This window comes from Gracilibacillus oryzae (genome assembly GCF_009498735.1).
Classification (GTDB): Bacteria; Bacillota; Bacilli; order Bacillales; family Amphibacillaceae; genus Gracilibacillus; species Gracilibacillus oryzae.
This window is the reverse complement of sequence record NZ_ML762441.1, coordinates 48,353-74,659: the sequence shown is the minus strand read 5'-3', so window position 1 is coordinate 74,659 and position 26,307 is coordinate 48,353. Positions and strand designations below refer to the sequence as shown.

Genomic DNA, 26,307 nt, shown 5'->3' with positions numbered 1-26,307 from the left:
GCTCGCTTCTAAAAGCTAGCTTGTTTCTTAAATATTCTTTCATACTGGTTGTTTTGTTCAGTTTTCAATGATCAATTATTTGTTTGTCGTTTTTTGCGACGAAATATAATATATCATGCTTTTGAAAAGTTGTCAATCATTTTTTTTAGAACTTTTAACACTTATTTCACTAAGATTTTCAAAGCATTTTTCCGTCATCTCGTGACGACAAAAAATAATATATCATATATTTCAGAGTCAGGCAAGAGTTTTTTTAAAAAAAATAAAACTATGCCTAATATTATTCATTAAGCACAGTTTCTTGGGAAACTATTCAATCTTAACTTGTTTGGGGATGTATCTTTTTATTTCATCTTCTGCTGCCACTCTTGCAAATAATCGAAATAGAACCTTATATCTTTCACGCATTGCTTGCTTCACTAATTGATCAATACGATTATCCTCTAGATCTAATAACAGTTCTTCTAACTCTCTTTTAATTACATGCTCTAATTCATTTTGTTCTTTGTCGCTGATTAATAATCCCAGCATTACTATCACTCCCTACCTTTAACGACCTCGTCCTCTATTACTATTTCCTTTATTCCTTGTTTTTATCAAAATTAAACATAATTAGACATCATAATTAGAAATCCTTCTTCATAGAATGAAACAAGCCTAATAAAGGGAGGAAGCAAATGCGACGACTTTATATAGTAGATATAAAAAAACAAAAGAAACTATTTATTATCATCCCGATAGCATTATTTGCAGCCATTTTCATATTTCTTGGTACTAATTATTCTTTTACTGTTTTCTCTGACCAAGAGGAGCCTAAAGCATTGAACACCGGTAACAAGGATCATCCATCCATTGCATTAACCTTTAATATTAGCCATGGCTCTGAACAAGTTGAACCTATCCTCAACCAATTAAAAAAATCTGATGCCATTGCTACCTTTTTTGTGAGTGGTGAATGGGCAGAGCGGCATCCGGACTTACTAGACATGATAAAAGAATCAAAGCACGAAATTGGGATGCTTGGTTACCGTTATGCGCCATACGAAGAACAAGATATCGAAAAGATCAGATCAGATATTGCCAAAGCAAAAGAAACCTTTAAAAAGCTCGGTTATGAGGAAACATACTTATTTCGAACGCCAAATGGCTTTTTGAACAAAGAAATGCTTCAAATAATAGAAAATCAAGGCTTAAAAATGATTCATTGGAGCATTAACCCAAATGATTGGAAAAATCCTGGAACAGCTGTTATTACTGAACACATATTATCAGAAGTGAAGTTTGGCTCCATTATCTTGCTGCATGCTTCCGATTCGGTAAAACAAACGGATAAGGCATTAGCAACCGTTATCCCTCAACTAAAACAGCAAAAATTAAGCCTTCTGACTATTTCAGAGTTAATTACACATGCTGAAGGTACACAAAAGGAATTAGAGCCTGCCAAAAAATAGACCTCCTGAAGGAGAGGTCTATTTTTTGTCTTTCGTCAACCGGTGTAAAATTAACAGCTGGTAAGTATTACAAATAATAAGTGGTACGATCATTAACCAGGCATAGTCTCCACCACTTGTTCTTAGTCCAGGCACCCATTCTATTGATGTTACCACTATCATAAAAAACAAGGCCGGAATAAATGCTTTCCTGTTTGTTTCCTTAGCTTTAATTGCAGCAATAACCAATCCATAAACAAGTAAAGCAATTGCAGTTATGATAAAAATACCGAGAGATCCATCTTCTACAGAACGATAACGGAAATAAACTAAATCAAAAAGAGCAAAGACAATGAGTACAACCTGCAATAATGGCCAAATACTTCGAAACAATCCTAAAGCAAATTGATTAACTGTCAGGTATGCAAAGTAACCCATTTGACTAATTAAACTGAACACAAATCCCAGTGCAAGGAAAAATATCACCAGTCCAAATACTTCAAACCAATCAAACGGATTCATAAATTTGATATAAGCTTCCGTTTTCACAAAAAAACTTGTAATAAGAGTAGAAAAACCCCCTATTAGCAATGTAGAAAAAAACAAGCGAACAACATTACGGCTTTTCAAGACAAAATCCTCCTACCTCTATTTCCATTCCTCCAAACATTTTACCATGAACCATTTTTTTTTGCGCTGTTCATACATAGAAATTTTGATAAGTTCCATATTATTAGTACACAGATTTGACATACAGAAAGGTAGAGGTATGTATGAATGCTAATAAAGTCTATATATATTTAATTATAATCATGCTTTTCGTAACAGCATGCGGCGGTGGTGGTAACACAGAAGGGAAAGAAGAAGGCAATTATGAAGGTACAAAAAAGATGGTTGCAGATATTTTAAAAACAGATGAAGGAAAAAAGGCCATTACAGAGGTACTTGCAAGTGATGATATGCAACAGACCTACGTAATTGATGCAAAAGTAGTAAAGGATTCTGTTGAAGGTGCACTATCGTCTGACCAAGGAAAAGAGTTCTGGTCTAAAATGTTCCAGGATCCTAAATTTGTCGAATCATTCGCATTAGCTCTCCAGGAAAAACAAGAAGACGTAATGAAAAAACTGATGAGCGACCCGGAATACCAGACGAAACTCATGGAAGTATTCAGCAACCCTGATATGGAAAAGATAACATTACAGGTTTTAACAGGGCAGCAATTCCGTTCCCACTTAGAAAAATTAATGGAAGAAACATTTAGTTCTCCAATGTTTCAGGCAAAAATTGCGGAATTGTTAATGAATGCAGCCAAAGAAATGAAACCTGCTGACAATGGGGGCGGCGAATCTCAGGAAGGCGGTCAGAGCGGCCAGGGTGGCGGTGAAGGCGGGCAATCCGGAGAAGGTAGCCAGGAACAACAAAGCAGCTAATTCTTCATTTCATACAGCAAAAAAGTCTAGCTTTTCCGCTAGACTTTTTTGTTATATCTTATAATTTCTCGATAATTTGTTTCGCCACTTCTAAATACTCTTGTCCATTTGGATGATCTTCCTGATAAACAGAAGGTGCAAAGACGCCTTCTTCCTCATATGGCTGTTGTAAAGATAAACGGCCGATAACCTTTGTATTCAATACTTCCGCAAGTTTATCTCCGCCACCTTTACCGAAAACATATTCCTTCTCACCTGTTACTTTGCTCTCGAAGTAAGACATGTTTTCAATAACACCTAAGATTTCATGATCTGTATTGATTGCCATTTGACCTGCACGAGCTGCAACAAATGCAGCAGTAGGATGTGGTGTAGTTACGATAATTTCTTTCGAGCTTGGAATCATATTATGGACATCTAATGCTACATCCCCTGTCCCAGGAGGCAAGTCTAATAATAGATAGTCCAGTTCTCCCCACTCCACTTCTTTAAAGAAACTAGCCAGCATCTTCCCAAGTCGAGGACCGCGCCAGATAACCGGTGAATTATCTTCAACAAAGAATCCCATTGAAATGATCTTTACACCAAAACGCTCAACAGGGACAATTTTATTGCCTTTCAGTTTCGGTCTTTCCTCAACACCCATCATATCAGGTACACTGAAGCCATATATATCGGCATCGATTATCCCAACTTTATTTCCCAGCCTGGCAAGTGCTACTGCTGTATTAACAGTCACAGTCGATTTACCGACACCGCCTTTACCACTGGCAATTGCCAGGAACTTTGTCTTTGAGCTTTCACTTAACAAAGAAGGGTCTTCCTCTTTTGTTGGCTGGAATTTAGCTATCACTTCATCAGGTAATTGAGAGAATCTAAGACCAACAGTAGCCGCTCCCAATTGCTTCAAAGTCCCTACCAGTTCCTGCTGCAGTTGCATTTGCTCTCCTGTATTCGTTTTAGCAATTGCTAATTTCACGCTGACATGATTTTTATCTGACTTAATCGATACCTCTTCAATGCCTCCCGTTTCTTTAAATGTTTTATGCAAAAACGGATCCTTCATTTTGTGTAAGAGTTCGATAACATTTTGTTCCGTAAGCAAAATAGGTCACCTCAATTTTAATCTTATCTTCTTAAGTGCTAGTATAACATAAAGTGAGACTTTGATCAGTTGGGGGAATTAAATCCTCCACAGCTCATTTGTGTAACTTGTCAGGATGATTAGCTTCTGTGATAAATTCTCTGAATACTAAACGTACTGACTTACAACGTAAAACATAAGTTGCTAAACAATCACTATATAGTAATAGACAAGGTTTCCTTGGCATAATCAACAGATTTACTGCTAAGTGCTTGTACTTCTTTTACTAACTGTTCGATGCTGCCATAGTGAGGAAAATGCGTGAGTATCACATGTTTTACATCAGCCCTCTCTGCAATCTCCGCAACTTCCACTGTTGATAAGTGCCCTTTTACAAGCCCTTTTTGCTCTAGAAAGAAACTGCATTCGATTAATAATGTATCGACATTACGAGCAAACTGAACGAAACTTTCTGTATAGCCTGTATCCCCGGAATAGACAAAAGACTTCCCGGCTTGATCTGTTATTTTTACCGCACAGCACGGAATCTCATGCAGGTTGTTATGAAAAGAGAAGCTAAGCGTTCCAATTTGCAGTTGACTATCTTCCTTAATTTGTTTTACTTGAAAAATATCTGGATAGGAGAAAGGAAGATGACTTACATTTTCTGTATATATAAAAACATCTAACGGCTTCTGCCGATTCCCTAATTGCTGTTGAATTAACATGGCATATTCCAAACAATATAAATCTGCAATATGGTCTGGATGGATATGACTAATAATAACTGCATCCAAGTCGGTTAATTCTATATGGTTTTGTAATTTCGCTAAAGCACCGCTTCCACAATCAATCACTATCTTTTTACCCTTCTCTTCCAGCAAATAACACGAAGTAGCTTCATTCTTACTGGGATATGCCCCCCAAAATCCAATTGTCGTAAGTTTCATTGCTTCCATCCTCCTGACTGGCCAATCCATACATTTCTTATATGTAAAAAAGCGGGCAATGGAACCCGCTAAAACCATACACTATTTAATCCTCTATCTCCCCTTCGGTCACAAATCGTAATACCCCTTCATAAATACTTGCAGCCATTTTACGTTGATACTCATCCGATGTTAATAACCTTAATTCTTCATTATTAGACAAAAAACCGATTTCTACAAGTGCTCCAGGTGCTTCCGCATATTTAAGAATAAAGATTTGATGGATTGGCAAAGCTACCCTTTTGGTATTTTCCAGATTGCGGATGATTTCTGCCTGAATAAATTTTGCCAGCTGTTCATTTTCCGATCTGCCTGGATGAAAAAAGGTCTGGGCACCTTTCCACCTGCCGTCAGATAATGCATTTAAATGAATACTTAGAAAAAAGTCCGCTTCCTTTTCATTGATAAACTCTACTCGTTGCTGAATATCTTCTGATTTTCTACGCGACAATCCTTTTGTGTCTTCTGCCGCTAAGTCATAATCCCCTTCACGCGTCAGATAAACGGTAGCACCAGCTTGCTGAAGGTAGTCTCTAAGTATATTCGTAACATTTAACGCGATTTCTTTTTCTTGTGTTTTATCAGAGCCGACCGCACCGCCATCTGCTCCCCCATGGCCCGGATCAAGCACAATTGTCTTCCCTGCAAGTGGCAGAGACCATGTCCGCCATGAATCCATTGCATTCTGCATTGGATATTGAATTAATATAATTAAAACCAAAAGTCCTGTTAACCAGAGAAAAATCTTCACTGCACGCGGCATACCGCTTCCCCCCATACTGCCATTCTTAATTAAACTATATGGGACAAGCAAAACGGTTATGCCTAACTTATTTAAAAATCGTAGCTTGCTTCTTGCGCTTCTCTAATTTTTTGATAAGTTTCAGCTAATACCATTGTATCTTCTACCAGGCGATTAACCCGAAAAATGACATCATCATTAACGATTTCTTTACGATGAAAATCTATTTCTTCAATAAAGACATATGTCTGAACAATTTGCGCCTTCATATAGGCAAGGATTGGTTTCAATTGCTGTTCCGCAATTAAATAATGCTTTGCAGAACCAGCCGTAATTATCATGCTGACAACTTTATCTCGAAATGCGTTAACTGGTAATAGATCAAATATATTTTTCAGGGTACCTGGTATCGAGGCCTGAAATATTGGTGTTCCAATTACAATAGCATCTGCATTCATCAATGTTTCTGTTACATACTTTGTATCTCCACTGTAATCTAAGTAGTTTCGGCCATCACTAAATTGGATTTCATATTCTGCCAAGTCTAACAGCTCTGCTTCTGTATCCGGATAGGCTTCTGCCAATTTATTCATCGCATAGCTTATGGCAGTTTTTGTTTTGGAACCAACAATGGAACCTGAAAGAAAGACTACTTTCATTGCTGACCCTCCTGCTTCGCTGTATATTTTCTTATTGCAGGCAATACTTCTTTGCCGATTAACTCAATGTTTTTTCTTAACTTTTCAAAAGGGATGCCACCAAAGTCCATTTGTGCAATATAGCGCTGATGACCATACATTTCATGCTGATAGAGGATTTTCTCAATTACCTCTTGTGGACTGCCGATATTCATCACATCACGCGGGCTTGCACCCTGTGCGAAATGCTGTTTTGGAAAACCACGCCCATTGGTAAGCTGCATTCCTTCATTGACAGATGGATACGTATCCCGCTGTGCTTGCTGTGTCGTTTCTGCTAAATAGAAAAATCCAGCAGTCGCCACAGGGAACCTGGCTGGGTCATGCCCTGCCTGTGTTAATGCATCTCGATATGCATCAATTGTTCGTTTAAAGATGGAGACAGGACCGCCAAGTGATGCAAGGAATATCGGAACACCAGCATATCCCGCTTTGACCGCACTTGTGGGATGTCCTCCAACTGCCCGCCAGATTGGCATCGAACCGTTTAATGGTCGCGGCAATACTTTTGCATCTCTTAATGGCGCACGATATTTACCACTCCAGTTAACCACTTCTTCTTTATTAATCTTGAGCAGCAAATCGAACTTTTCTTCATACAACTCCTCATAATCATGGAGGTCATAGCCTAATAGTTCAAAATTTCCGACACGTGAAGCTCTGCCAGCAATAATCTCTGCACGCCCGCCTGAGATCAAGTCAATTGTAGCAAAATCCTCATAAACCCTGACAGGATCTAATGTACTGATAATAGTAGAGGAGCTTGCAATCTTAATCTTCTCTGTAGCCTGCGCAATAGCTGATAAGACAACAGAGTGTGCCTGTGTTGTAAAATACTCCTGGTGACTTTCACCGACACTAAAAAAATCAATTCCCGCTTCATCAGCAAGCTTGGCTAATTCAATGATTTCATCAAGCCGCTGCTTTGCCGAAATTCTTTCACCAGTTGCTGGGTTCGGCAAATGATCGCCTAATGTATATATACCAAATTCTAATCCTTTGCTTGGATTAATCCGAAATTGTTCCATTTTGCACAACCTTTCTTTTAAGGAAAACTTGTTATTATGACTCTTTACATATGTTATTATGGATGCTATAAGCAAAAGATGTAAGTACGCACTTTAAAGATATATAGTATCCTAAATGATACTGTCAGGAGGTATGAAAATGAAATATGAGCCTAATGCCTGTCGTGTAGAAGATGCCTTAAGTATTCTTGTCGGCAAATGGAAGCCAATTATATTGCTACATTTATTAAATCACGGTACTCAGCGTTTTAATGAGCTTAGGAGAAGTATACCCGGGATCACACAAAAAATGTTAACAAAGCAATTAAGAGAATTAGAAGCAGAAGATATTGTAGAAAGAGTGATTTTTCCAGAAGTGCCGCCAAAAGTGGAATATTCGATCACAGAGTATGGGAGAAGTCTGCAGCCGATTTTAGAAGCAATGCATGATTGGGGAACAAAACATACGTTAAGGAAAGTCAAAAAAGAAAAAAGAGCGGAATAGCGAAAAGATAATCCCTGTCCTCTATTAACAGAACAGGGATTTTTAACCTCATACTCCCATAATCGAATTATCTGTTCAAATCCTCCAGGAACGCATCAGCATAATGAAGTAATAAGGATTTTGCTAATGGTGAGATATTTCCTTTTTGATTCTGCCTATCCAGTTGATCTGTATATTTAGATAGAAATTTGCTCGCTTGTTTAGTTGAATCCTTCTTCAGATGATGATCCACTTGCTTTAGCGAATTGTTTAGTTGAGCTACAGCAGGCCCAACCAAGTCTCCGGATTGTTCGAATTGCTGCATGTAATGAGTTAAAACCGTCAAGTATCCTGGTTTTGCTTCTACCGAGTTTGATGACTCTGATTCTCTATCGGCATATGCTGCCTTAACATAATACGTATAATTAACTCCAGGCTCCGCTGTCCGGTCATAGAAAGTGTCCACCTTCGCATAACCAACATGTTCAACCTCTTCACCTGCTTTTCGGTAAATGTTATATTGATCAGCCCCGCCGTTCGATGTCCAAGTTAATCCAACAAAGTCCTCTCCAACTAAAGTGACCTTTAACTCAGATGGCGCATCAGGTAATGGCATTTCCACATATAATTCTTCTGAAAAACCTGATTCTCCCATCTCGTTCCCTGCAACCACTTTATAGCTGTAGCCTGTTTGGCCGGCACTGACACCTGTATCCTTATAGAATGTCTTATTTATACTTGCTACCTTACTGTAATTAGCTTCACTGTTTGCCTTTCGATATATATCATAGCTCTCCGCATCTACTACCGCTTCCCATTTTAATTCTAAAGAAGTGGTGCTAACTTCTCCTGATGTCAGGCCATTTGGTATTCCAGGCAAACTAATTGCTTCTTTTGTTGTCGTACTGACAGTACCAGACATTTCAGATTCCCCACCGATACCAGTTGTTGCTACTTTATAATAGTAGGTAGTGGAAGGTTCTACAGGTTTATCCGTATAAACAGCTGACGTTGTACTCGCTACTTTAGTAAATTCTCCATCTGGCTCTGCAGATCTGTATACACTATAACTAATCGCTTCTTCTACAGGCTCCCATTCCAGTCCAACGGTAATGCTTTTTGTTTCAGTGATTGCCACATTATTCGGCGCAACAGGTGCAGGTTCATTTTGATCATAGACAAAAAGTTCTGCTGAATCAGATAAAGCTGATTCTCCACCCGAATTTATTGCGGAAATCCGATAGTGATAATGTACTCCCAATTCCACCCCATTGTCTGTAAATGAATTCGTATCCGAGCTTGCAATAGCTCTAAGGTTCGAATCTTTCGAGGAAGAGCGGTAAATCAGATAACCTGAAGCTCCATCTACAGCAGACCAATTCAGCGAAACTTTCGTTGCAGATTCCTCAGCTGCCAAATCAGAAGGACGCTCACTAGGTGCCTCATGATTATCATCGGCAGGCTGTATTAATACAAAATAGTTCATTCTCTTACTATTGTTATTCGGTCCCATCACAACTTGTGTTCCTGCCGGGTAATGCTTTCGGTAAAGTTCAAATGTCACTGGCTGATCATCCTGAATAGTTTGACCAGTGTTTTCATAAGACGATAACCATTCCGGCTTTGAACTAATTCGTGAGTCATGAGCAACATAAACATAGGCATCTGCTGTTAGATAGAAGGATACCAAATCCTCACTTGTAGCACTTCTTGAATTAACAGCTGACCGTATCCACTCCACACCTTGCAATTCACTTGGGATAGAGGTAAAACGATAGGCACTTCTGTCTCCGGCTACAAGATCACCCTCTTTCATATCTTGTTCAACCGACCATTTACTCGCATTTTCTGCACCATTGCCGCTGTTATCATTTATAACAACATTTTTTATTATCTCTCCATCCAGTAAGAGTGCAGGTTCAGGGTTTTGCTCTGGTTTTGGTTCAGGCTGCACCACAGGCGGCACAAAAGGATCCTCATTCCATACAGGAGGCTCCATCGGATAATTTTCCGGGAAAGCTGGTGCCGCTAACTCATTTAGATACTCTTCCAAGTTTGTGTAACTATTGTTATTGTTATCGCCGTTTCTGTCTTCAGGGTTGTTCGGATTAAGCCCATTGGCTAACTCCCATTCGTCAGGCATACCGTCTCTGTCCGTATCTGCGGGAGCAGTTCCTTTTTCTAACACTGGATAACCGCCAACATCGCCCTCTTCTCCAATAATGGCACCCGTCTGATTTCTCACATCATATACTACCCTCTGGTCTGCAGTGTCCCTGACTAGAGAAGCTCCAGCATACCCCAGAACATGTTCATAGGCTTGTTCTGGTTCTTCGACATTCGTCAGAGGATAGGCAAAACGCTCATTGACAATAACACTTGGTCTCTCCTTCTCCATCATATCTGTCCCAGTGTCTCTTCCATCCAGGATACCATTCTTGTTGCTGTCAATCCGGTTGTTCTGAAGATATAAGCTGTAGTTTTCATTACCACGTACGACTGCATACTCCGGATTTGCTGAATTTATTCCGGCAATAAAGTAATTACCGACAACATTGCCATATCCTTTCGTACCAGATTCTCCACCTGCTACATAAGGATAGCCGCCCCAGTTATAGACAACATTATTAACAAAATCGATTTGACCTTTTGTTTTCGGGTTGCGATCATTATTATGGGCATACAGATTATGATGCATAGTGATTGGATTCATCTCAATAAGCCCGCCCATTGAATGTGTCAAAAGCCCTTCTGAAATAATCGACCATTGAACTGTAATATTTTTCGATTTCGGGTTTTCATATTCCTTACTTAGAATCGATAAGTTTTCGTCTGTTCCCCATGAAAAAGAAGAGTGATCGATGATGATGTTTTGAGAATCTTCAAAATACAAGGCGTCATCCTGGAAGTCATTTTTTCCAAGGCGAAAACGCATATAGCGAATAATAATATCATGACTATCAACAAAACGGACATTATTGCCCTTTATTGTCACACCATCTCCAGGTGCAGTTTGTCCGGCTATTGTAATATTTGCTTTGTTCCGCACAATAATTTGAGGGATGGTAATTTCACCAGATATGTCAAACACAATCGTCCGAGGGGTATCTCCTGCTGTTGTAAGTGCATCATGGAAGGTACCAGGGCCAGTCAATTCATAGCTGGTGACATGATATACCTCACCTCCTCGGCCACCTTTAGAGTATTGACCGAAACCTTCCGCACCAGGGAATGCCAGTAGCTCTTTTTCTTCCGTTGCCTCTGACACCGGGCTATAGGCTGGGAAAATTGAAAAACAGACAATCAGACAAATCACAATGTAAGCACAACGCTTCATTCTATCCCTCCATTTTTATTAAGTTCTCGTGCATCCTTCTCTTTCCAGACTGGGACCATTTACAAAGTGGATTTCGTTCCTCCTTTCAAATAAATAATTTGCTTACCATTTCAAAATAACCAATATTGTAAGCGTTAACAACAAACCGATCTTATAATTTATATACAAAAACGTTTTATTCCATTTTGGGATAATTGTTTGTGGGGATTTTGGAGGTTTTTACACGGAAAACAGTTACCATTAGATAAATTTTGACGAATTTTGTTTTGGCATCCGGAAAATTAAATGGCCTTTCCCCGGTTATCGGGAAAAGGCCACTTTCTACTTACATATTCAATCTTCGCTTGCCTGCTCGACAGGTTCATGATCTTATTTCAATAGTTTTTTTGATTCTTCAATAAACGCAGGGATATCATCTGGCTGTCTGCTTGTAACCAGCTGGTTTTGGCAGACAACCACTTCTTTGTCTTGCACTTTTCCGCCAGCATACTCTAAATCAACCTGAATTGATTTGAATCCTGTTACATCGCGGCCTTCTAAAGTTTTTGCTGTAATTAACAGCTGTGGACCGTGACAGATTGCGAATACAGGCTTTTTCTCATCCATAAAGTGTTTGGCGAATTTTACAAAACGGTCATCTGCTCTTAATTGATCTGGAGAGAAACCACCTGGAATAAATAATGCATCAAAGTCATTTGGTGATACATCATCGATTGCCTTATCAATTGTTACATTAGCATCTCCTTGTTTACCTTTCACTGTTTTGCCCTGCTCTTTCTCAATTGTCACAACTTCATGTCCAGCATCTTTAAATGCTTTCGCCGGATCCGTATATTCTACGTCTTCAAAATCGTCGGTAATTACTGTTGCTATCCTAGCCATCTTTAAACAACACTCCTCTAATAATAGTTTTGTGTTATATCTTACATTTCTACTTCTACCACGAATGGAATAATGGTAAACATTCCTATATCTAGAGTTGAAAAATGTTATTCTGCTCGTTAATGATTAGATGTATTTTAACATCATCATATTTTTTGCAATCTGTTAATACATATACTCTAGGGATTAGTTCCTTAATGCATTCATTCCAATTATTATCGGAGGATTTATATGTCTATAACCCATATTATTATTTCATCACTTTGTACAAGCCTTGGTGCATTGCCAGCCTTTTTAATAAAGGATGTTTCACATAAAGGGAAAGATACGTTATTAGCATATACAGCGGGAATTATGGTTGCGGCATCTGCCTATGGGCTGATACCGTCTGCTATTAAACTGTCCAATCTTACTGTTTTGGTAATCGGAATGCTAATAGGTACCTTTGTGCTTACACTTATCGAAAGCCTGCTCCCGCATACCGATTTAGACCATTCTGCTAATCAGTCATCAGCCAATCCCAGAATCGTATTTTTGTTTCTGATTGCCATGTCCATCCATAACTTACCTGAAGGGTTATCTGTTGGCATTAGTAATTATAATAATGAGGAAGGCATCGGCTCCCTTGTTGCCTTTGCGATTGGACTGCAGAATATACCTGATGGATTTTTAGTAGCATTATTTTTAGTAACACAAAATGTAAAGCCATTAAAAGCCGTTGTTCTTTCCAGTTTAACCGGATTGATTGAGATGTGCTCAGGCTTTATCGGCATCTTCTTTGGGAGTGCTTTTGAGAATATTGTACCTTTTGGCTTAGCATTTGCAGCAGGTTCGATGCTTTTTGTTGTCTATAAGGAGTTAATTCCAGAAAGTCATGGTGACGGAAATGAGCGGATGGCTACCATTGCCTTTATTTTTGGCTTTATCACCATGATTCTTTTGACAGAATGGTTTCGTTAAAAGGTGATTTCCACCATTGATCTAAGGTCTTTGCTCCCTGGTTTCCTGATAAAATTGCTCCAAAAACTTTTCCATAAAATCATGGCGGGAGGCTGCTAACTCTTTGGCTGTTTCCGTGTTCATCAGATCCTTTAGTTTCAACAGCTTCTCGTAAAAGTGATTAATGGCACTGGACTTATTATTTCTATATTCCTCGATAGTCATTTGGTCTCTAACTCCCAAATCAGGATTATAGATTGGTTGACCAACTTTGCCTGAATAAGTAAAACAGCGCGCAATACCTATTGCTCCGATAGCATCCAGCCTGTCAGCATCCTGGACAACTTGGGCTTCGAGACTCTCAACTGGCCGATTATTTCCTCCCTTAAAGGACATTGTGGTAATAATAGTTAGAATATGTTCGATGTCTTCTCCATCTACACCTAATTCAAGAAGAAAGTCTCTAATCTCAGATAAAGCCTTTTCTTCGCTCTCTACAATCTTTTCATCAGCTAAATCATGCAATAATGCAGCAAGCGTCACAACAAAGACATCTGCCCCTTCCTTTTGTGCAATTTCTATTGCCGTTCCCTTCACTCGCTTAATATGTAACCAGTCATGACCAGATTTCTCATCTATCAGTGCTGTTTTCACCATTTTTTCTGTCTCTTGCAATACTTTGTCTTTATCCATTATTATCCTCCATATTCTCTTTACTTCAATTATATTAAAGGATTCTTTCTACGACTATTCATATCATGCCTTTAAGGTCCTCCTGGAAAAATTTACAAAAGAGAATACAAAAGGCAGGATACCTTCTTTATTCCAATAGCTCTTTTTGCTTAAAGATTTGTATGGATGCGATGAGAACGACAATGATAATAGCAATAGTTGTAATAAAACCTAGCAAGAAACCAGAACCTGGTTCTCCTGACAACAAGACCTGTCCTGTGTGCTCCGTCATTGCAGCCGGACTCCATTTCATATTCTCCCCCAGAATGGATGTAACCGCCGAAAGGCCAAAGACCACAAAAATGGTAACAAAAGCAACACCGCCATTTCCTTTCATTATCGTACTAAAAAAGAGCGTCAATGTAACAACAAAAACTAACCATATGCTATAGATCAATACACTTTGAAAAATGCGCTCAAAATCGACTGTTTCAATAAGTAAACTGGTATAATACCAGGAAGCTGCATATCCAATAAACAATGTAATAAGTGTAATTGTCAGTAACCCAGCCCATTTCGATAATATATACGAGGAATATGGCACTGGTTTAATCATCACCATCCCTGCTACTCCACTCTGTCTTTCTGCGGATACGACACCCATTGCACTCAAAACAAGGATAAGTACACCGAGCATCCCATAATTAGAAAGAACCTGCATTAATACATCTTCCCCAGTTGGAGTAGGCATTTCAAGGATTGTCCCTTCTGGTAGCCCGCCAAAAGTGTCCAGAATTTCCGGCATATAATACGAGCTAACCGGCTGCATGACGCCTAGCAGAATAAAGACAATTGGAACCCATAAAATTTTATAATTCCGCACCATTTCTGTCATTTCTTTTCGATAAAGAACAGTCCATTGTGTCATGCCTTCACCACCTTCATAAATAAATCTTCCAATGTTGTTTGAGAAGTCTCGAACTTAAGAATCGGAAGTTTTCTATCGACGATATCTTGTAATATTGTTTGCTTCCCATTTACCATATCGTTTAATACGATGCTGACTTTATTACCTTGAATGTCTACTTCCGATACAACGCTATAACTTGTTATACTCTTAAGCCAATCGGCAGCCTGTGATTCGAATTCAATGTGTAGAATAGGTTGTCGATACTTTTCCATTACACTTCCCAGGCTGCCTGATACCGCAATTTCCCCGGCATTTATAATAAGAATGTCATCACTTATTTCTTCTGCATCGTGAAGGACATGAGTGGAGAAGAGAATCGTTGTTTCCTCTTTAATCTCTCTCATCATGTCCAGCACTTCCCGTCTGCCAAGTGGATCGAGTGCTGAAACAGGTTCATCTAACATTAGTAATTTCGGGCGATGAATCAGTGCCTGTGCCAATCCGAGGCGCTGTCTCATTCCACCAGAATAACCCGCTATCTTTCTTTTCTTCGCATTCGTCAGACCCACTCGTTCCAGTAATTCTTCACTTCTTATTTCTGCTTCTTTACGATTGAGCTTTGCCAATTGTCCCGCAAAAACAAGAAACTCCTTTCCGCTCATCCAATTATAGAAAGCAGGGTACTGAGGTAAATATCCGATAAACTCCCTTAAATCCTTTGCTTTTTCCCCTTTAAAATCAATACTGCCTGAAGTCGGTTCCAACAACCCAGATAACATTTTTAATGTCGTTGTTTTTCCTGCCCCATTTGGTCCAAGTAATGAAACACACCTGCCTTCTTCAATATGAAAATTGATTCCTTTCACAGCATGGGTATTTCCAAAGCTTTTTGCTAAATCGCATGCCTTTAATAATTCCATTAATCATTTCTCCTCCCAACAACAAAGTAAATCACCGGTCCTAGTAAACTGATAAAGAGAATAACAAGAATCCACATCCATTTGGGGCCGTTCGTTTTTTCTTCTCTAATACAAGAGACTAATGCGGTTATCATAAGAATTAACTGTAAGACAATAATTGGCGCAATCGCTCCCCAAGGGATTTCATTTAACGATACATTCATTTTTTCCCCTCCTAATTGTTTATTTACTCTTAATACGATTACGTTTGTCTAATCGTTCACTTACGTTAGAAAAGCGCAAAGCGCCCGTTCTGCCCCGACAAGCTTAAGCGAAACTGCGACGTGGCGATCTTTGCCACATAGCAGGATCGCTTAAGATCTCGAGGGGCAGGCGCTTGGAGCTAGACATTTCCGTTTATACTTTCTTTACTGCAAAAAAAATCTCAGGAATCTGCTCCTGAGATTTTTCTTTTTAATATTTTTCTTATAAAAATAAGATAGATAATAAGATACGTAGGAAATTGAATAAGGCCTAAAAATCCCCATAGCCAAGCATTGTGTCCCCTCTTCCGAGCATCCCAAAACAACCATGAACCCTGGCAAATCAGAATGAATGCAATCACGATCCATAACAAAAGCGGTATGCTGCTTAGTTCAGTTGAGTTCATTCATTACTGACCTTCTTTCTAGTGTTATTAAGAGCTAATGGCAATAAGATAATCCCCACAAGCTGAAAATAAAGAAATAGAATTGGCTGACGATAAACGACAGCAATCACAACCGAAAGCATAAATACGGCAAAAGAGATAAACGCAAGGAGGTCTTTCCATTGTTTTTTTCGTATTCTCTTTTTCTCTAATTCAACATGCTGCTGGAACCATTGTAAGTTTGGAGCAGATACTGGATTTATTTGTTCCAGTTTTTCTAAACCATCTATTAATTGCTTAACCGTTACTTCATCTTCATCATCCAACATAGAATTACTTTTTTCAGGATCCTGCTTCTTCAATTTCACCCAACTCCTTTCGTACACTTTTTAGACCATTTGAAACTCGGGATTTTACTGTCCCTTCTGCAATACCCATCATTTTTCCAATTTCCTTATATGAATATCCGTAATAATGCTTTAACACGATTGGCATACGTATTTCTTCATTAATTCGAGCAAGTACATCAATGACATCCGTCCATTCTTCGTTCCTATTGGCTGTATTCCATTTCATTTTTCGGAGGGCTTGTTCCTGCTTCAGCCAGTTTTTCTCCCGCTTCTTTCTGCGCTGTTGATCGATAAAAAGGTTCGTTGCAATCGTAATGAGCCATGAGGAAAACTTGGATTCACCATTATACAGCTGGATTTTTTCAATACACTTCATCATCGTCTCTTGTGTTAAATCCTCAGCGATTTGTGGATGAAGGGTAACTTTCATTAAATACTTTACGAGGAACGAATAATTCTGTTGCAGCAGTTTCGAAAGCGCCAATGTATCTCCTTTTTTCGCCTTTCGAATTAATTCCTTTTCATCCATGAGATCTACTCCATACAATAATGATTTATATGTAATACGACTAACTGGGGGAAATCGTTCATTTTAAAAATAAAAAATCACAAATAACTGTTAGCCACCTATTAGTATTTATTATGTTTACTTGAAAGTTATATATTTGAATATCTATCTGGAAGAAAAAATGGAGTCATAAACTAATTTTCCGCATGAAAAAAGCACCTAATCCAAATTGGAAAAGGTGCTTTATATGTTGAAATATTAACGTTTTGAGAACTGTGGTGCACGACGAGCGCCTTTAAGACCGTATTTCTTACGTTCTTTCATACGAGCGTCACGAGTTAAGAATCCAGCACGTTTTAAAGTTGAACGGTATTCTGGATCAGCTTCTAATAATGCACGAGAAACACCATGACGGATTGCACCAGCTTGACCAGTGAAACCTCCACCATCAACGTTTACTAATACATCATAGCTGCCTTCAGTTTCAGTTGCAGCTAAAGGTTGCTTAATGATTGTACGAAGTGTTTCGTATGGGAAGTAATCTTCCGCATCACGGTTATTTACAACGATACGTCCAGTACCTGGTACTAAACGTACACGAGCAGTTGAACTTTTACGGCGTCCGGTACCGTAGTATTGTACTTGTGCCACTATATAGACCTCCTTTTAATTATCCGCGAAGTTCGTAAACTTCTGGTTTTTGTGCTTCATGTTTGTGCTCTGCGCCTCTGTATACGTGTAATTTTTTACCCATTTTACGGCCAAGGCTTCCTTTAGGTAACATCCCTTTGATTGTTAGTTCTAACATTTGCTCAGGATATTTTTCACGCATTTCGCCTGCAGTACGTTCTTTTAATCCACCTGGGTGGTTAGAGTGACGACGGTATAGCTTGTCACTTAATTTTTTACCTGTTAAATGGATCTTGCTTGCATTGATGATGATTACATAATCACCAGTATCTGCATGCGGTGTATATGTTGGTTTGTGCTTACCGCGAAGGATTGATGCTACTTCACTAGCTAAACGACCTAACGTTTGACCTTCAGCGTCTACAACAAGCCATTTACGTTCGATATTTGCTTCATTTGCCATGAAAGTTGTACGCATGATTGGTTTACCTCCTGTATCTGTAATTCCATTGTCTAATTTTTATTAAGCGATAACGCTTATCTAATCCGATTTATATTCTAACACGAGTAACTTTCCGGGGCTATTCGTGGTTTAGAAATAAAATGCCATAGATCATATTATAACAATTTAGCCTAAATGTCAAGGCTATAAGCAAAAAAACAGAGTGCTCAATGGAAATATTTTGAGCCGCTCTGTCACCATTTACTTCTTATCAAGATAATTCAGGACAGCATCACGCAAAAAAGCTGTCCCGCCTTTTACATGCTTATCATAATAAGCAGTATACCTCTCATCCGCAACAAACATATCCACTAATCCAGCATGTGCTTCTTCGGAATATGATGGCCATGAATACATTAACCATTCCTTATGCTTATGAGCAAGCTCTTGTGCTAAATCCGATGCCGGGTCTCCAGTCTTATATGACTTCTCCAGCAGAGTGATGATCTCACCTTCTAATTTATTCATAACCTCAAAGTCTTCTTCCGACATCCCTCTCAATTTGGCGTTACTCTCATTGATCGTTTTATCACCGTATTTCTCCCGGATCTCTTCCCCATATTTTTGTTCGTTTTCTTCTATTAATTTCTCTTTAAATGCATCAAACTTATCTTTATTCGACATTTCCATTCCACCCTCTCTAGCTGCAAGTGTTTTTGCAACTGTACTGATGATACTGTCAAGGCGATCACGCTTTTTCTGTAACTCATCATAATGGTTTCTCAGAGCCTCAGTTTGATCAAAGTCCGGCTGGTTGATAATCTTATTGATATCTTCCAGACTAATCTCTAATTCACGGAAAAAGAGGATCTGCTGCAGCAAATCTGTCTCTTTTTCTCCATAAATCCGGTAACCAGAATCATTAACATATGCAGGCTTTAATAATCCGATCTGGTCATAATATCTTAATGTGCGGCCGCTCACACCAGATAACTTTGCCAGTTGGCTTACTGTGTATTCCATCGCATTTCCTCCTTGACTGTACTCATCATATACCTTTACGCAACGTCAAGGTCAAGGGTGATTTGGTAATTTGTCAACATTCGTTTTATAATCTACTTTCCAAAGATACAGCCCTTGTGCCGGTGCTGTGTGCCCTGCATTGCCGCGATCCTTTGCATCAATAATTGTCACTATATCTTCTGCCGCTCTTTTCCCTGTCCCAATTTCGATTAATGTCCCAACAATGATCCGTACCATGTTATAAAGAAAACCGTTCCCTCTGACTTGAAAAGCAATCTGAGCTCCATCTTTTATTAAACTAGCATGGTGTATGGTGCGGATCTTATCCCCTTTGACATTACTATTGGCAGCACAAAAAGAAGTGAAATCGTGTGTCCCTATCAGCAGTTGACATGCCTTCTCCATTGCATCTGTATCCAGCCGCTCACGTACATGATGCTGATAATGGCGCTTAAAAAGATCACGTTCAGGCTCATTTGAAAGAAAATAACGATATTCTTTTCCGTCTACATCAAAACGGGCGTGAAACTGATCGGAAACTTGTTCTACATATCTCACTTCAATATCTGCAGGCAGCATCGTGTTTAAAGCCCTTTTCCATCCATCACTCGGAATCTCTAAAGGTGTATCAAAATGAAGGACTTGTCCAACCGCATGTACTCCTTGATCCGTCCGGCCTGATGCTGTCACGCGTACTAATTCTCCTTTATGCATTTTCTGCAGCACACTCTCTATTGCAGCTTGTACTGTTCGCTTATTCGGCTGGACTTGATAACCGGAGAATTGCGTGCCATCATAACTTATGATTGCTTTCATTCGCATTGCCTTCACTTCCTTTTCATTAATTCCGCAAATAGAAGAATATGATTATTATCACTAGATATATGATTGCCGCCTGATAATCCAGCATGGTGTATTTTAATTGCCTTAACTTTGTCCGCCCTTCTCCACCGCGATAGCCACGGGCTTCCATCGCCATTGCTAAATCTTCAGCCCTTCGAAACGCACTGATAAATAGTGGAACAAGCAGCGGCACAACAGCATAAATCCTGCTTTTAAGTGAGCCTGTTTTTAAATCAACACCTCTGGATGCCTGTGCTTTCGATATTTTATCGAGTTCATCCATCAATGTTGGGATAAACCTTAACGAAATGGAGAGCATCAAGGCCAGCTCATGGACAGGAACCTTCCATTTTTGCAATGGTGCTAACAGATTTTCCAGTGCATCCGTTATTTCCATCGGAGAAGTAGTTAACGTAAGCAGTGAGGTGACCATTATTAACAATAAGAAACGTAAAGAAATAGTCAAACCTTGAATCAAACCGCCATAGTATATGGTAATCTGCTGGAACTGCCATAACACCTCACCATCTCTTGTGAAAAACAAATGGATGAGAAATGAAAATATAATAAAAAACCAGATTGGTGTAATACCTTTTAAAATATAGGAAATGGATAATTTCGATAAAAAGATCGCGCCGATTGCAAAAAATGTTAAAACAGCATAACTAGCTGGATTATTCGCAAAGAAGACAATAATGACATAACTAAAGATCAACAACAATTTTGTCCGTGGATCGAGACGATGTAAAATAGAGTTACCTGGAACATATTGGCCAATAACTAACCATGACTTCATTCTCTCTTTAACTCCTTTAATCGCTGGCCAAGCTCTATCGCTAATTCCTCAACTGATTGCCCATTATAATCAATGGAAAAAGGAAAACTTGATTTGATCTTTTCTAAAAACAATAAAACTTCCGGCAGCTCAAGCTGGACATTGTTAAGCAGCGAACGATCCCGGAATACCTCAGCAGGCGGCCCCACCAAGTATTTCTTCCCCTTCTCTAAAACAATCATTCGATCAGCATATGTAAAAGCATCTTCCATTTTGTGTGTGACTAAGATCGTCGTCAGGTTTCTCTCCTTGTGCAGGCGAAAAAATAACTCCATCATTTCTTTCTGACCATATGGGTCCAGTCCGGCAGTAGGTTCATCCAGAACAAGGACTTGCGGCATTGTTGCTAAAACACCGGCAATCGCAACCCTTCTCATCTGTCCGCCACTTAATTCAAAGGGGGATTTTGCTAAAATGGCTTCCTGTAAACCAACTTCCTGAATCGCACCAGTAATTCGCTGACTTATCTCCTCTTCTGGAATACCAAAGTTTTTTGGTCCAAAGGCAATATCTTTTTCCACTGTTTCTTCAAACAACTGATGTTCCGGATATTGGAACACAATCCCGACATTTCGCCTTAATGCTTTAAGGTCCTGCTTTTTGTTATCTTTATTTAACACATACTCACCTATTTTTACTGTTCCCATTGTTGGGATTAGCAGTCCATTGAGATGCTGTAATAAAGTTGATTTCCCTGATCCAGTATGTCCGACTATGGCGATAAATTCTCCTGAATCAATCGTTAAATCAATCTCATGTAAAGCTTGATGGGAAAATGGTGTATTAGGCTGATATATATAGCTTACTCTTTCAAATTGTATGTCCATATCGCTTCTATTAACTCCTCATGATTTAGTGGATGTGAGGGGAATCTGTACCCATGATCTTTTAATATATTGGCAAGTTTTGTCGTGAATGGCGCAATTAAACCTAAGCTTTCCCAATCTTCCGTTTGTGCAAACCAATCTCTTGGCTTTGTATCAATCACTAATTTACCGTTTTGAAGCACCAATAATCTATCCGAAGAACTGATTTCATCCAAATCATGGGTGATCGTCAGTATTGTGAATCCGTGTTGCTGCCTTACATGTTGTATTGTTTGGATGATTTCCCTTCTTCCTAAAGGATCTAACATGGATGTTGCTTCATCCAATATTAAAACCTCAGGTTGAACAGCCATGACAGACGCAATCGCTACTCTTTGTTTCTGCCCCCCTGATAGATGGTGGGCTTCATGAAGGAAGAAGTCCTGCATGCCAACTTCTCTCAAGCTTTCGTCAATCCTGTGAACCATCTCGTCTCTGGGAATTCCTCGATTCTCCAGGCCGAATGCTACATCATCCATTACAGTTGTACCGACAAACTGATTCTCTGGATTTTGAAACACCATTCCTACCTTTCTTCGTACTTCCCATAGATTTCGTTCTGTTATCTTTTCACCATCTATAAGAATATCCCCTGCTTGTGGAATAAGGAGACCATTGATTAATTTGGCAATCGTGGACTTTCCCGAACCATTATGTCCAATTATCGCTATTGATTCATCAGCATTAATAGAAAGATTGATATTTCTCAGCACCCAGTTTTCGTCTTCATTATATCGAAAATATACATCTCGAAACTCTATTTTTGTCATTTCTTGTACTCCTCAGTCATTATTTCCCGGGAAATCACCCCTTTATTTTATCATAAAAGATAGTGGAATTACTTTACTCCAGTTTGGGAGTTTTTAAAAAAATTAGGGGATGATATAAAAGTATAACTCCAATAGAAGAAGATATTAAAAAGAGTTATGTCCACAATCCATGCCTTCAATCAACTTACCCTTTCACAAAAAAATACTTCACACTACATGAAGTGTGAAGCAGATTGATTATTGAACTGATTCTTTTATTGCCTCCATCTCTTTCACCCATGCGTCTACCTTTGCTTTTATCTCATCTGCTTTATTAACTACTGCATCTCTTTTGGTTTCTCGAAGGTCTTCATTCCAGGCTTTTATCTCTTCTTCTCGCTTACTAAGAATTTCTTCAATTTGCTGTTTGACTGATTCTGTAATCATTTCGTCTTCCAGCAAGAGATCAAGTACTGTTTCAAACCGGTGATTTTCTCGTTTCATCGAATCCCTCAAGCCATAACTAAGCTCATCAACTTCCTGTCTTTCATAGGTAATGTCAAAACCGTCTGGTGTCTTATTTACCGGTGCCCAAACCAAGTCAAGTGTCGATGGTAACCATTCATACTCTATTGTTGACAGCAGATCTTCTTCATTATTGGCAGCATAGTATTCCCCTTTGCCTGCATCAGCAACCTTGGTCAGTTGCGCCTCTGCCTCCTGATCCACTTGGAAACCAATAATATTCACTGTTTTATTGTCTGCATTGCCTGCAAATGTCTCTGCAGCTTTAACCGGATCACCGTCACACGTTTCCACACCATCACTGACAATATATATAGTGATATGACCTTCTATGTTACTGCTTAATTCACTTACTTTTTCAATTGCTGCTGCCAATGGTGTCCAGCCCTTTGCTTCGATAGTATTAACTGACTGAGTGAACGCTTCATCATCATAGTCAGCGAGTGAATAAACCTCTTCGATTCCTGAGCAGGATGTTGCTTTCCCTTGATCACTATCATCACCTTTATGGCCGAAAGCTACCAATGAAACTTGGCTGGATTCTCCTATTGTCTGAGCAAAACTTGAGACAGCCTGACGAGCAATATGCATTCTTTGCGTTCCTTCTGATTCCAACAGCATACTTGAACTTGCATCCAATAATATGTAAGCATGGCTTTCCCCTTCTATTTTGCCACCGTTTTGCACCTTTTCAGGGCGCGGCAGCAGGGGTTCTTTGAAACTCGGTTCAAAGTTCTCCAGATCTGTTGCTATTTTAGCAAGACTGGGACTGCCTGCATAATAAATCAAAGACTTTGCAATTGTCTCTGGATCATCGGTTTCATCGGCAATTGGAGCAACAGCATTTTTTAATTCCTTTTGATAAGATTCATCCAGTTCGTCTAAACCAAATAATATTTGGGCAGTGTCTTTTTCATAGGGAATGTCTTTTGTAAGGACACCAGCTGGTAATTGTTGAATAGTCTCAAAGTCAGTTGCTAAAGATATCTCAACAATCTCGTCGGTTATCCCTGATTTCGATTGAGTTTCTTCACTGCTTTCTTCAACTGCTTTGTCTTCTGTTTCCTGCTTTTCGCCTGCTGAATCTCCAACTACATCATTAGAGCAAGCCATTAACAAAATTAAGAATAAAAATATAATAACTTTTTTCACATTTGTCACTCCTCATCTATTCCATATTATATAGAAATATACCGGTCTGGAAATGAGAATGTTTCAAAATTTCCGATAAATGAGAGAAAAGTATCAAAAAAACCAATGATTTTATTAGAAGTAATACTTTTGAATTACATATCATAGAAACAGGAAGCAATAAAAAAAGCCAAGAAAACTTGGCTATCTTCCATCTGAGTGTGTGTCTATAAAGATTGTAACACAACAAAAAAAGGGCTTGGATGCACCTCATATTGAGATTGGCCCCTGCCCCCTTCCTGCTTCACTCATTTAATTAAACAAGCTCACTGATCGCCATTTCAGCCCCATCACCACGACGAGGTCCTAATTTCAACACTCTTGTGTATCCACCTTGACGCTCTTCATAACGAGTAGCAATGTCATTTAATAGCTTTTGAACAGCATCTTCATTTTCATTTGCTTCTGCTTTGTATAAGAATGCCGCAGCTTGTCGGCGAGCATGGATGTCTCCACGTTTGCCTAAAGTGATCATTTTATCAACAACTGAACGCAATTCTTTCGCTTTTGCTTCTGTTGTTTCTAAACGTTCGTGAATGATAAGATCAGTAGCTAAACCACGTAGTAAAGCTTTACGTTGATCTGTTGTACGTCCTAACTTTCTAGCCATGGAAATTCCCCTCCTTCGTTAAAGTTCTTCAAGATGTCTCCATTAGTCTTCGTTTCTTAAACCAAGACCTAGATCTTCTAATTTGTGCTTCACTTCTTCTAAAGATTTACGACCAAGGTTACGAACCTTCATCATATCTTCTTCAGATTTATGAGCAAGTTCCTGAACAGTATTAATACCTGCACGTTTCAAACAATTATAAGAGCGGACAGATAAATCAAGCTCTTCAATTGTCATCTCAAGTACTTTCTCTTTCTGGTCTTCTTCCTTCTCGATCATAATTTCAGCATTTTTTGCTTCATCTGTTAATCCGACAAAAATATTGATATGTTCCATAAATATCTTCGCACCCAAAGAAACTGCTTCTTCAGGACGGATACTTCCATCTGTCGTTACATCAAAAGTAAGTTTATCAAAGTTAGAATCCTGCCCGATTCTTGTATTCTCCACTTGATAAGTCACTTTTTGAACAGGTGTGAAGATAGAGTCAACTGGAATCACACCAATTGGGCGATCGTCATGATTATTAGAGTCAGCTGGGCGATAACCTCTGCCGCCTTTTGCTGAAATACGCATCTTCAGATGACCATTATCACCTAATGTAGCAATATGAAGATCCGGATTTAAAATTTCGACATCACTATCAAAAATGATATCCGCAGCCGTAACTTTTCCTTCTCCCTGTACATCTACTTCTAGCGTCTTTTCTTCATCAGAGTAAATCTTAAGGGCAAGCCTCTTAAGATTCAAGATAATACTAGTGACATCTTCTACAACGCCATCTACCGTTGAAAACTCATGAAGTGCTCCATCTATTTGCACAGATGTTACCGCAGCGCCAGGAAGTGAAGATAATAGGATACGACGCAAGGAGTTACCGAGTGTAGTACCATATCCACGTTCTAGTGGTTCTACAACGAACTTTCCGTAAGTAGCATCATCGCTGATTTCTACTGTTTCTATTCTTGGTTTTTCAATTTCGATCATTCATAAACCCTCCTTCAAAACGTCGAAACCCCGGTTAGACAATAGTCTAACCGACATTCCCCAGGTAGGCAGTTCCCGTTTCTGCACTCTGCAATTGTTTTTTAGCGTCTGTCGACTGCAATGGTGTCAATTGAAAGATTCTCATTCTATTCAGCTATCATAAACCATTATAGACAGATTAACAAATATTATACTCGACGACGTTTTGGCGGGCGACAACCATTGTGAGGAACTGGTGTTACATCAACAATGGCAGTTACTTCTAAACCTGCTGCTTGAAGTGAACGGATTGCTGCTTCACGTCCAGCACCAGGTCCTTTCACTGTAACCTCTAATGACTTCATACCATGGTCTTGCGCAGCTTTAGCAGCAGCTTCTGCAGCCATTTGTGCAGCAAATGGTGTTGATTTACGTGAACCTTTAAAACCAAGTGCACCAGCGCTGCTCCAGCTAACCGCATTACCTTGCACATCAGTGATTGTTACTATTGTGTTGTTAAAAGTAGAACGAATATGAGCAACACCTGTGTCGATATTCTTTTTCACACGACGCTTACGTGTATTAGTTTTACGAGCCATAAATTAGCATACCTC

30 protein-coding genes are annotated in these 26,307 nt (G+C 39.2%); 4 read left to right on the top strand and 26 right to left on the bottom strand.

What is annotated here, in order from left to right:
* Nucleotides 1–309 precede the first annotated feature (309 nt).
* Complete coding sequence (locus tag F9U64_RS17390) at nt 310–531, bottom strand: hypothetical protein (protein WP_153406179.1); 222 nt, start codon at nt 529–531, stop codon at nt 310–312.
* A gap of 146 nt (nt 532–677) precedes the next feature.
* On the opposite strand from F9U64_RS17390, the gene F9U64_RS17385 reads away from it, so the two are divergent.
* Nucleotides 678–1,451: a polysaccharide deacetylase family protein gene (locus F9U64_RS17385; RefSeq protein ID WP_153406178.1), complete on the top strand. Its 774-nt coding sequence runs from the start codon at nt 678–680 to the stop codon at nt 1,449–1,451.
* Nucleotides 1,452–1,469: 18 nt separating this feature from the next.
* Here F9U64_RS17385 and F9U64_RS17380 read toward each other — a convergent pair whose 3' ends face one another.
* Nucleotides 1,470–2,060 carry a KinB-signaling pathway activation protein gene (locus F9U64_RS17380; RefSeq protein ID WP_153406177.1) on the bottom strand — a complete coding sequence of 197 codons (591 nt, stop codon included), beginning with the start codon at nt 2,058–2,060 and terminating at the stop codon, nt 1,470–1,472.
* A gap of 143 nt (nt 2,061–2,203) precedes the next feature.
* Here F9U64_RS17380 and gerD point away from each other — a divergent pair, with 143 nt between their 5' ends.
* Nucleotides 2,204–2,863, top strand: coding sequence for a spore germination lipoprotein GerD (gerD, locus tag F9U64_RS17375; RefSeq protein ID WP_153406176.1), 660 nt, complete (start codon nt 2,204–2,206; stop codon nt 2,861–2,863).
* Nucleotides 2,864–2,921: 58 nt separating this feature from the next.
* Here the strand turns inward: gerD and F9U64_RS17370 are convergent, their stop codons facing one another.
* The 5 genes from F9U64_RS17370 to F9U64_RS17350 all read right to left on the bottom strand — a co-directional run bounded on the left by F9U64_RS17370 (nt 2,922) and on the right by F9U64_RS17350 (nt 7,404).
* Nucleotides 2,922–3,968 (bottom strand): Mrp/NBP35 family ATP-binding protein, encoded by a 1,047-nt coding sequence (locus tag F9U64_RS17370; RefSeq protein ID WP_153406175.1) that lies wholly within the window; start codon nt 3,966–3,968, stop codon nt 2,922–2,924.
* Nucleotides 3,969–4,162: 194 nt separating this feature from the next.
* On the bottom strand, nt 4,163–4,897 hold the full coding sequence (locus F9U64_RS17365) for an MBL fold metallo-hydrolase (RefSeq protein WP_194287427.1): 735 nt from the start codon (nt 4,895–4,897) through the stop codon (nt 4,163–4,165).
* An 85-nt stretch (nt 4,898–4,982) separates the two neighbouring features.
* Nucleotides 4,983–5,699, bottom strand: coding sequence for an N-acetylmuramoyl-L-alanine amidase CwlD (gene cwlD / locus F9U64_RS17360; RefSeq protein WP_153406173.1), 717 nt, complete (start codon nt 5,697–5,699; stop codon nt 4,983–4,985).
* Between the two features lie 71 nt (nt 5,700–5,770).
* Entirely contained in the window at nt 5,771–6,337 is a 567-nt protein-coding gene (locus F9U64_RS17355) for an NADPH-dependent FMN reductase (RefSeq protein ID WP_153406172.1), read from the bottom strand.
* Nucleotides 6,334–7,404, bottom strand: coding sequence for an LLM class flavin-dependent oxidoreductase (locus F9U64_RS17350; protein ID WP_153406171.1), 1,071 nt, complete (start codon nt 7,402–7,404; stop codon nt 6,334–6,336). Before F9U64_RS17350 ends, F9U64_RS17355 begins: the two co-directional genes overlap by 4 nt.
* A gap of 139 nt (nt 7,405–7,543) precedes the next feature.
* Between F9U64_RS17350 and F9U64_RS17345 the strand changes: the two genes are divergently transcribed.
* Nucleotides 7,544–7,888, top strand: coding sequence for a winged helix-turn-helix transcriptional regulator (locus F9U64_RS17345; protein WP_153406170.1), 345 nt, complete (start codon nt 7,544–7,546; stop codon nt 7,886–7,888).
* Between the two features lie 67 nt (nt 7,889–7,955).
* Here the strand turns inward: F9U64_RS17345 and F9U64_RS17340 are convergent, their stop codons facing one another.
* Both F9U64_RS17340 and F9U64_RS17335 read right to left on the bottom strand, forming a co-directional pair.
* Nucleotides 7,956–11,204: an FIMAH domain-containing protein gene (locus tag F9U64_RS17340; protein ID WP_153406169.1), complete on the bottom strand. Its 3,249-nt coding sequence runs from the start codon at nt 11,202–11,204 to the stop codon at nt 7,956–7,958.
* Between the two features lie 369 nt (nt 11,205–11,573).
* A complete protein-coding gene (locus F9U64_RS17335) occupies nt 11,574–12,086 on the bottom strand; it encodes a type 1 glutamine amidotransferase domain-containing protein (RefSeq protein WP_153406168.1) in 513 nt (170 codons plus the stop codon).
* 231 nt (nt 12,087–12,317) lie between these two features.
* Here F9U64_RS17335 and F9U64_RS17330 point away from each other — a divergent pair, with 231 nt between their 5' ends.
* Nucleotides 12,318–13,046, top strand: a complete 729-nt coding sequence (locus F9U64_RS17330) for a ZIP family metal transporter (protein WP_153406167.1) — start codon at nt 12,318–12,320, stop codon at nt 13,044–13,046.
* Between the two features lie 21 nt (nt 13,047–13,067).
* Here the strand turns inward: F9U64_RS17330 and F9U64_RS17325 are convergent, their stop codons facing one another.
* The 17 genes from F9U64_RS17325 to rpsK all read right to left on the bottom strand — a co-directional run bounded on the left by F9U64_RS17325 (nt 13,068) and on the right by rpsK (nt 26,292).
* Nucleotides 13,068–13,718: an HD domain-containing protein gene (locus F9U64_RS17325; protein ID WP_194287426.1), complete on the bottom strand. Its 651-nt coding sequence runs from the start codon at nt 13,716–13,718 to the stop codon at nt 13,068–13,070.
* 127 nt (nt 13,719–13,845) lie between these two features.
* On the bottom strand, nt 13,846–14,625 hold the full coding sequence (locus tag F9U64_RS17320) for an ABC transporter permease (RefSeq protein WP_153406165.1): 780 nt from the start codon (nt 14,623–14,625) through the stop codon (nt 13,846–13,848).
* Nucleotides 14,622–15,527 carry an ABC transporter ATP-binding protein gene (locus F9U64_RS17315; protein WP_153406164.1) on the bottom strand — a complete coding sequence of 302 codons (906 nt, stop codon included), beginning with the start codon at nt 15,525–15,527 and terminating at the stop codon, nt 14,622–14,624. Before F9U64_RS17315 ends, F9U64_RS17320 begins: the two co-directional genes overlap by 4 nt.
* Nucleotides 15,527–15,730: a PLDc N-terminal domain-containing protein gene (locus F9U64_RS17310; protein ID WP_153406163.1), complete on the bottom strand. Its 204-nt coding sequence runs from the start codon at nt 15,728–15,730 to the stop codon at nt 15,527–15,529. The genes F9U64_RS17315 and F9U64_RS17310 overlap by 1 nt, the downstream gene beginning before the upstream one ends.
* Before the next feature lie 442 nt (nt 15,731–16,172).
* Nucleotides 16,173–16,517 carry a YxlC family protein gene (locus F9U64_RS17305; RefSeq protein WP_153406162.1) on the bottom strand — a complete coding sequence of 115 codons (345 nt, stop codon included), beginning with the start codon at nt 16,515–16,517 and terminating at the stop codon, nt 16,173–16,175.
* Nucleotides 16,498–17,034: an RNA polymerase sigma factor SigY gene (gene sigY / locus F9U64_RS17300; RefSeq protein WP_153406161.1), complete on the bottom strand. Its 537-nt coding sequence runs from the start codon at nt 17,032–17,034 to the stop codon at nt 16,498–16,500. Before sigY ends, F9U64_RS17305 begins: the two co-directional genes overlap by 20 nt.
* A 237-nt stretch (nt 17,035–17,271) precedes the next feature.
* Nucleotides 17,272–17,664 carry a 30S ribosomal protein S9 gene (gene rpsI / locus F9U64_RS17295; RefSeq protein ID WP_153406160.1) on the bottom strand — a complete coding sequence of 131 codons (393 nt, stop codon included), beginning with the start codon at nt 17,662–17,664 and terminating at the stop codon, nt 17,272–17,274.
* A gap of 19 nt (nt 17,665–17,683) precedes the next feature.
* Nucleotides 17,684–18,121 carry a 50S ribosomal protein L13 gene (gene rplM / locus F9U64_RS17290; RefSeq protein ID WP_153406159.1) on the bottom strand — a complete coding sequence of 146 codons (438 nt, stop codon included), beginning with the start codon at nt 18,119–18,121 and terminating at the stop codon, nt 17,684–17,686.
* A 225-nt stretch (nt 18,122–18,346) separates the two neighbouring features.
* Entirely contained in the window at nt 18,347–19,108 is a 762-nt protein-coding gene (locus F9U64_RS17285; protein ID WP_153406158.1) for a MerR family transcriptional regulator, read from the bottom strand.
* 51 nt (nt 19,109–19,159) lie between these two features.
* Entirely contained in the window at nt 19,160–19,930 is a 771-nt protein-coding gene (gene truA / locus F9U64_RS17280) for a tRNA pseudouridine(38-40) synthase TruA (protein ID WP_153406157.1), read from the bottom strand.
* A gap of 19 nt (nt 19,931–19,949) precedes the next feature.
* On the bottom strand, nt 19,950–20,747 hold the full coding sequence (locus tag F9U64_RS17275) for an energy-coupling factor transporter transmembrane component T family protein (RefSeq protein ID WP_153406156.1): 798 nt from the start codon (nt 20,745–20,747) through the stop codon (nt 19,950–19,952).
* Nucleotides 20,744–21,613, bottom strand: coding sequence for an energy-coupling factor ABC transporter ATP-binding protein (locus F9U64_RS17270; RefSeq protein ID WP_153406155.1), 870 nt, complete (start codon nt 21,611–21,613; stop codon nt 20,744–20,746). Before F9U64_RS17270 ends, F9U64_RS17275 begins: the two co-directional genes overlap by 4 nt.
* The gene (locus tag F9U64_RS17265; RefSeq protein WP_153406154.1) at nt 21,589–22,422 is read right to left on the bottom strand and encodes an energy-coupling factor transporter ATPase; all 834 of its coding nucleotides are present in this window, start codon (nt 22,420–22,422) and stop codon (nt 21,589–21,591) included. The genes F9U64_RS17270 and F9U64_RS17265 overlap by 25 nt, the downstream gene beginning before the upstream one ends.
* Nucleotides 22,423–22,659: 237 nt before the next feature.
* Nucleotides 22,660–24,078 carry a vWA domain-containing protein gene (locus F9U64_RS17260; protein WP_153406153.1) on the bottom strand — a complete coding sequence of 473 codons (1,419 nt, stop codon included), beginning with the start codon at nt 24,076–24,078 and terminating at the stop codon, nt 22,660–22,662.
* Nucleotides 24,079–24,373: 295 nt separating this feature from the next.
* Complete coding sequence (rplQ, locus tag F9U64_RS17255; RefSeq protein WP_153406152.1) at nt 24,374–24,727, bottom strand: 50S ribosomal protein L17; 354 nt, start codon at nt 24,725–24,727, stop codon at nt 24,374–24,376.
* Nucleotides 24,728–24,769: 42 nt separating this feature from the next.
* A complete protein-coding gene (locus tag F9U64_RS17250; protein ID WP_153406151.1) occupies nt 24,770–25,714 on the bottom strand; it encodes a DNA-directed RNA polymerase subunit alpha in 945 nt (314 codons plus the stop codon).
* A 188-nt stretch (nt 25,715–25,902) separates the two neighbouring features.
* Nucleotides 25,903–26,292, bottom strand: a complete 390-nt coding sequence (gene rpsK, locus F9U64_RS17245) for a 30S ribosomal protein S11 (RefSeq protein WP_153406150.1) — start codon at nt 26,290–26,292, stop codon at nt 25,903–25,905.
* Nucleotides 26,293–26,307: the final 15 nt, after the last annotated feature.